Raw genomic sequence first — 6,959 nt, 5'->3', positions numbered from 1 at the left:
CTAGGCTCTGTACGAAATCCTTTGAAACCTCCTTGCTGACGTAATCCGGTAAAGTCCGCTGCCATCAAAGGCTGGAGCCTCGATTACGATGGCAAAACGGTACGAAATCCCCAATGCGGCGTGGGAGCTGGTCGCGGATATCTTCACGGAGTACCGGCGTACTGGCCGGCCCAGAACCGATGACCGCCTGATGCTCAATGGTGTGTTGTGGGTGCTCTGCTCTGGCGCGGCCTGGCGGGACATGCCCGAGCGTTTTGGCCCATGGTCAACGGTCTATCAGCGGTTCAGGGACTGGCGTAACCAGGGCACGTTCGATCAGATGCTCAAGCGCCTTCATCTCAAACTGAACGAGAAGGGCATGATCGATCTGAAGACTTGGATGATCGACTCCACCGCAGTGCGAGCAACCCGAGCCTCTTCAGGTGCCGGGAAAAGGGGGGGCCTGAAGAACCGCAAGACCACGCGCTCGGCCGCAGCCGGGGCGGCCTGACGACCAAGATTCACATGCTGTGCGATTCCAACGGAATACCGCTGCGTTTTCTGTTGTCGGGCGGTAATGCCAGCGACATCACCTATGCACAGCCCCTGCTGGATGGCGCATCTGTACCCAGCCTGCGCGGGCGTCCTCGCAAACGCTGCCAATGGTTATTGGCCGACAAGGGGTATGACGCCGAGGCTTTACGCAAATACTGCGACCGTTACCGGATGCGCTCGGTGATCCCGTTACGCGACATGAAACGCAAGCCCAAGCCCGGTTTGCCGAGGCTTTTTGATCGTCCCAAGTACCGACAGCGCAACATCATTGAGCGCATGTTTGGCTGGTTGAAGGAGAACCGTCGCATCGTGACCCGCTTCGACAAGCTGGCGAGAAGTTATGCGGCTATGGTCTCGCTGGCTTGTTCCATGCGGTGTTTGCGACAGTACTTTTCGTACAAAGCCTAGTACATCAGTGCGAAAAGCCCAGGAAGTCCAACGTCTCCGGTTTGCCTAGCCCCCCGCTTCCTACGATTTCCCGCAGCGAAACGACCAAACTCGATCAGCCGTGTCTTCGAGGCATTGAGGTATAGACCGAGCCTGGCCAAGCGCTCCTGCAGTCGCACCGGAAACTGCTAAGCCTGCCATTGCGTCCTGAAACCCACCAGCCTGTCATCCGCGTAGCCCTCCTCACCTGGCAGTCCACGCAGCAGGCGTGGTCAATAGAATAAGTCAGGGTTGATTGATGGTTGTTTCTACCCAAAGCACATCCAAGGGCTAAAAGCGCCCCATTGAATATTTGCACGAAGAGCGCACTCCTCCATGCCTCGGTATTGATCCCATGGCTTCAAGGATTGGCTTCAGGCTTGGTGAATGCGGTCTGTTTCAAGCTCGGCGCAAAAGCGTATGGGGAGCACAACCGAATGCCTTGCGAAACGCATGGCTGAAATGGGAAAAATCAGAGAAACCGAAATCTAGTGCCGCCTGGGAAATACTACGCACCTGACCTCGCTCAAGGGCATCCCGACTGGCAAGCAGCCTTTCCTTCCAGATCTCCGCGACCGGAGATTTCTGATACCTGGCGAAAGCGCGCGTGACGGTCCGAGTAGAGACATGATGGGCTTGAGCAATGCGCTCAAGCGATAGGTCCGGCTCGGTCAGATACTGATGGATATAATTCATGATCCGCCCATACAGATCCAGCTCTTCGTGCGTGTTCTTCAAGTCCTGGAGTTCCAGGCTAATCACTAGCAGCTCGAGCAGCATGTTGGAGTAACGGCTGGATATTCCCGTATCTTGGAGGCTAGAAGTGGGACTCGCTGCTTGACGTAACATCTCCCGTAACGGGGTCACCCCTGGGCGACGATCATCGAGGACCACCGCGGTGCACTCCGCTATATTTGGCAATTGCTGGCTAAGCAACTGCCTTGGAATGCGCACCAGGTGGTTTTCGGCCCCCCCCAGACTGAAACGGAATGCCTGAGATGCGTCATAAAGAAACAAACTGTCCCCCACCAGCTTTGCCTTACGCTCTCCCTGTTCCAGTTCACCATAACCACGCCGAGTGAAACCCAGCCACAGATCATCGTTGGGATCATTGCGCAGGTGCTGGGCGGACCTCTCCCAATAGTGCAGGGGGGCGGACAACGTGCAGATGTCCAACGCCCCCATGCTGTGAACCTCCAGTGCACCATCAAAATCACTCTGCGCCAACGGTTTGCTGTCTGCCTCCAGACAGTGATGACAGACCACTTCTTTCCAGTACTCAAAACGACGTGGCGCGGTGACCGCTAGGGTCGAGTACTGACTGGTCTGGCTCATCGCTTTCACCTCGCTGCGGTTAAACAAAACGGCGGTAGTACCGGTTGCCAGCCAGCTCAGCAATAAGCAGGCCATCCTTCTCCTTACTTGCGAATGTGGGTGTACAGACCACTGGCCAACACCTTACACGCCCGAGCTAGAGGGCTGTTTAGGGAGATCCTCCTAATACGCCAAAGCGATCCCGGTGCCATATCTTGAGACAAACATGCTCCTCGTCGCAGCATCCCGCACCATAACTGCACATCAGAGTTCCCAGCCCTTTTTGTGGCTGTCCTTCCTAACCAAACGGTTGTCCATTCGAGCCAAGCGCATCTCATCGCCCCTAGATAACTTTTACTCCACACCGTGTTCCTCCAAACGCAAATGATGAGGTGGCCCATGCATCCACAAGAACAGCAACGACTGTCCGACTCATTCTGGTATTTGCAGCGGTGGGACATAGCACCTGAAGAGTTTGCCACTTACCTACTGGAGCTCGGGGCGCTGGTGCTGCAACGCCAAAAGATTTGTTCCAGCAAAAAACGACAACACCCACTGGGATGTTGAACCACTAACCGTCCGCCTGAGACGGCAATAACGGAGCCCCCATGGAATCTGCAATCGATAAACACCTCAAATGTCCCCGGACACTGTCCCGCCGGGTTCACGACGACTACCAGCCCCCCTTCCCGATGTTTGTCGGCCGCGCTGACGAAAGCGTTCAGCAAGTCGTGATGGCCTACCTCGGCGTGCAATTTCGCGAAGAACAGCGCACCGCCGCTCTAGAGACCATGCGCCACATTGTGTCCAGCTTCGCCCTCGCCAATGGCCCGGGGAACCACGACATGACCTACCACCTCGACAATCAGGGTTACGGAAATTTCATCGTCGTTGGCTACTGGCGTGATCCAGTTGCCTATTGCCAGTGGCTACGCTCGCCGCCGGTGGCCGACTGGTGGAGTGATGACGCGCGCCTGAACGAGGGACTGGGGTATTTCCGAGAGGTCATCGCGCCGCGCGCCGAGCAGTTCGAGACGCTGTATGCCTTCAAGGAAGATTTGCCTGGCATCGGTGCCGTCATGGACGGCATCAGCGGCGAAATCGAGGAGCACGGCTACTGGGGCTCGGCACGCGACCGCTTTGCGGTCTCACAGACCGACTGGATGCAGCCGACCAGCGAATTACAAGTGCTTTCCGGCGACCCCGCCAAGGGCGGCAGGGTTGTGGTGCGTGGTCACGACAATCTGACGCTGATCCGCTCCGGACAAGACTGGGTCGAAGCTGGCGAGGAAGAACGCGCGCTGTATTTCAACGAGATGCTGCCGCCACTGCAGGACGGCATGGACTTCCTGCGCGACGAGGGGCAAGCACTGGGTTGCTACAGCAACCGCTTCGTCCGCAACATCGACCTAGACGGCAATTTGCTCGACATCGCCTATGACATCGGTCACTGGCGTTCACTCGACAAACTGGAGCGGTGGGCCGAATCCCACCCCACTCACCTACGTATTTTCACCACGTTCTTCCGCGTGATCGGAGGCCTTTCGAAGCTGCGACTGTACCACGAGGTATCGGTATCGGATGGCAGCCAGCAGTTGTTCGAGTACCTCAACTGTCATCCGCATACTGGAATGCTGCGCGACGCGGTGCCTTAGTAACTGACACCCGACACGACCAGGAATACCGGGGTCGGCCTTGATGCAGATTCCGCCCTGACACCGAGCTCTTCCCGAACAGTTTTGGTCCCTCTCCTCCAGCGCATGGGGTTGGGGACCCTTTTTGCCAGGAATTCGATCATGAAGCTGAACCACTCATTACTCGTACTGGGCATGTTGCCCTTTTTCAAAACCCAGGCCATCGAAGTGGCTCCGGGCGATTTCGAGCCGTTGCCGGCCGGCGCCAATGCCCTGCTGCTCTACTATCAACATGCCGATCGCTCGGACCAATACCAGAATGGCCACAAGGTTTCCGACAATGCCAAGCTCAGTTCGGACATAGGCATCCTGCGTTACGTCCGCGCTATTGGTCTTTCGGAGAACCTCTCCTGGGAACCCCAGTTTCTGGTGCCCTTCGGTCAGATGAACGCCTCGGGCGATATTGGCGCCCTTGGAGACACTCGCGGCATTGGCGACCCGATCATCTCTGCACCGCTAAAGTGGACATTACCCACCGCCAACAAAGATGTTTTTGCACTGGCCCCTTACTTGTATATTCCAGTGGGCAGCTACGACAAAAACGACGCCCTGAATCTCGGAGAGAACCGCTGGCGTGCCACGTTACAGGCTGCCTACATCCACCATTTCTCCCAGAAATGGGCGCTGGACACCGTGGCTGAGGCGTCTTGGGTCTCAGCCAATAATGACTACGGATCGACCAGCGTAAAACTCGAAGAAGACACTCGCTACGAGTACCAGTCTGCGGTGCGCTACGCCTGGACGCCGAGCACCACCTTCGCAGTCGGCGCTGGATACATCAGCGGTTCCGCGACCACCGTGGACGGCATTGATCAGCACAACGGCGTTTCCACTTCTTATGCTCGTTTCACCGTGACGCACTTTATTGAGCCAACACTGCAAATCCAAGCCCAGATCGGCAAGGACATAGAGGTCGAGCAAGGGTTCAAGGAAGATGCGCGCCTCAACCTGCGGCTCCTGAAAGTGTTCTGAGCGTAATAGGCATAACGGGCGTCCTGTTCAGCCAAGCGGAAGAGCACAGGCGGATCTACCTTGGATCCGTCGAGCAAGAGGATCTACTTGTATCCCGACGCGCCGAACACAGTATTGAACTAAAACATCCGATATCGGGCTGTCCTGCTCAACCAAGCACCTGTCCTGCCCAACCAAGCAGCAGTCAAGGCTCCAGCTTACTTTAGTTGCTCGACCCCAATTACCGCGTTGCCGTCGCCGAACCATTAATTTGCGCGGCAACCACCAAAAAAATCGTACAACCCATTTCCGAAGCGCCTTGTATAGGGGCTGTTCGGACTAATGACAGGATCCCACTATGGCAATTCTTCGCCCCACCCTTGATCAACTTCTGGACATCGCCGGTCGGCTGAATATGGCGTTGACTCCAGAACAAGCCGGTGAATATCTGGCACTCATGCAGTCAAGTTTTGATGCGTACGACCTGGTCGACGAGTTACCCGATTTTACCCCTCCAGTGCGCTACGAGCGCGGTCCTGTTCATAGCCCTTCAGGCACGGAAAACCCGCTAAACGCCTGGTACTACAAGACCGAGGTGATGGGTGCCAGTTCAGGCAAGTTGGTCGGCAAGACCGTCGCGCTCAAAGACAATATCTCTCTAGCCGGTGTTCCTATGATGAACGGCGCCGCGCCACTGGAGGGTTTCGTACCCTCGTTTGACGCCACCGTGGTGACGCGCTTGCTGGACGCCGGAGCAACTATCCTTGGTAAAGCCACCTGTGAACACTACTGCCTCTCCGGTGGTAGCCATACCTCAGACCCAGCTCCCGTGCACCACCCTTTGCGCCATGGTTTCGCAACGGGCGGTTCGTCCTCCGGCAGCGCGGCGCTGGTGGCCACAGGCGAGGTTGATCTGGCCATTGGCGGTGACCAGGGTGGCTCTGCCCGTATTCCTGCAGCGTGGTGCGGCATTTATGGCATGAAGCCCACCTGGGGTTTAGTGCCTTACACCGGTGTCATGGCGATTGAAGCCACTTTCGATCACGTCGGCCCCATGACAAGCAACGTACGCGATAACGCACTCATGCTCGAAGTCATGGCCGGAGCGGATGGACTCGATCCACGCCAGGCTGCGCCTAAAGTCGACAGCTATAGTGACTATCTGGAGCGAGGCGTAAGCGGACTCAAGATCGGGATCCTGCTGGAAGGCTTTCAACTCGCCAACCAGGACCCACGCGTCGCAGAGAAAGTACGCGGCGCCATCGCAAAATTCGAGGCATTGGGCGCCGTCGTCGAGGAAGTATCCGTTCCCGAACACAACCTGGCGGGATCGCTGTGGAGCCCTATCGGTTGCGAAGGCCTGACAATGCAGATGATGCACGGCAATGGCGCAGGTTTTAACTGGAAGGGGCTGTACGACGTTAGGCTACTGGACAAACAGGCCGGCTGGCGCAATCAGGCGGATGCATTGTCCCCGTCGCTCAAGCTCTGCATGTTCGTCGGCCAGTTTGGTCTGGAGCGTTACAACGGCCGTTACTACGCCAAGGCGCAGAACATCGCACGCGTTGCCCGAGCCGGTTATGACAAGGCGCTGGACACCTACGACCTGCTGGTCATGCCGACGGTACCGCTCATCGCCCAGCCGCTGCCTGAACCGGGTTGCTCGATCACCGAGAACGTCTCCCGGGCGCTGGAGATGCTCGGCAACACTGCCGCTCAAGACATTACGGGTCACCCGGCCATGTCGATCCCTTGTGGCCTGGTGGACGGGCTGCCAGTGGGTCTGATGTTGGTCGGCAAGCATTATGCCGAAGGCACCCTCTATCAAGCGGCAGCCGCATTCGAGGCTTCTGTCGATTGGCAGACGCTGTAAGCCTGCTCCACCGCAGACTCACAAAACGTCGCGCGTCGAACGTTTGCTGTTCATCCGTATAGGCAGATGAGGAAACAACCGATGAGTACACCTTTATCCCAAGTATCCATTTCGACGCGTGGCGAACGGATCTTCACCGGTGAGTAATGCTGGTGGCGATTTCATCA

The 6,959-nt window shown here is 57.1% G+C and carries 5 protein-coding genes; 4 read left to right on the top strand and 1 reads right to left on the bottom strand.

From position 1 onward, the window contains the following. Window positions 1-88 precede the first annotated feature (88 nt). Window positions 89-942 (top strand): IS5 family transposase gene (locus BFQ04_RS28475; RefSeq protein ID WP_139111911.1). Its coding sequence is split into 2 segments (ribosomal slippage): window positions 89-442 and window positions 445-942, totalling 852 coding nucleotides; the frame shifts between segments, so codons are not numbered across the junction. 417 nt (window positions 943-1,359) lie between these two features. On the opposite strand, the gene BFQ04_RS10550 is transcribed toward BFQ04_RS28475, so the two are convergent. After that, complete coding sequence (locus BFQ04_RS10550) at window positions 1,360-2,295, bottom strand: helix-turn-helix domain-containing protein (protein WP_065950773.1); 936 nt, start codon at window positions 2,293-2,295, stop codon at window positions 1,360-1,362. 587 nt (window positions 2,296-2,882) lie between these two features. On the opposite strand from BFQ04_RS10550, the gene BFQ04_RS10545 reads away from it, so the two are divergent. The 3 genes from BFQ04_RS10545 to BFQ04_RS10535 all read left to right on the top strand — a co-directional run bounded on the left by BFQ04_RS10545 (window position 2,883) and on the right by BFQ04_RS10535 (window position 6,792). Next, window positions 2,883-3,929, top strand: coding sequence for an aliphatic aldoxime dehydratase (locus tag BFQ04_RS10545; RefSeq protein ID WP_065950766.1), 1,047 nt, complete (start codon window positions 2,883-2,885; stop codon window positions 3,927-3,929). A 141-nt stretch (window positions 3,930-4,070) separates the two neighbouring features. Continuing rightward, a complete protein-coding gene (locus BFQ04_RS10540) occupies window positions 4,071-4,940 on the top strand; it encodes a transporter (protein ID WP_065950765.1) in 870 nt (289 codons plus the stop codon). 337 nt (window positions 4,941-5,277) lie between these two features. Then, window positions 5,278-6,792, top strand: a complete 1,515-nt coding sequence (locus BFQ04_RS10535; RefSeq protein WP_003410911.1) for an amidase — start codon at window positions 5,278-5,280, stop codon at window positions 6,790-6,792. Window positions 6,793-6,959 lie beyond the last annotated feature (167 nt).

It is taken from the genome of Pseudomonas sp. 37 R 15 (assembly GCF_900004865.1).
GTDB lineage: Bacteria > Pseudomonadota > Gammaproteobacteria > Pseudomonadales > Pseudomonadaceae > Aquipseudomonas > Aquipseudomonas fluorescens_AM.
The sequence above is the reverse complement of the archived record's forward strand: the minus strand, read 5'-3'. Positions and strand labels throughout refer to the sequence as shown.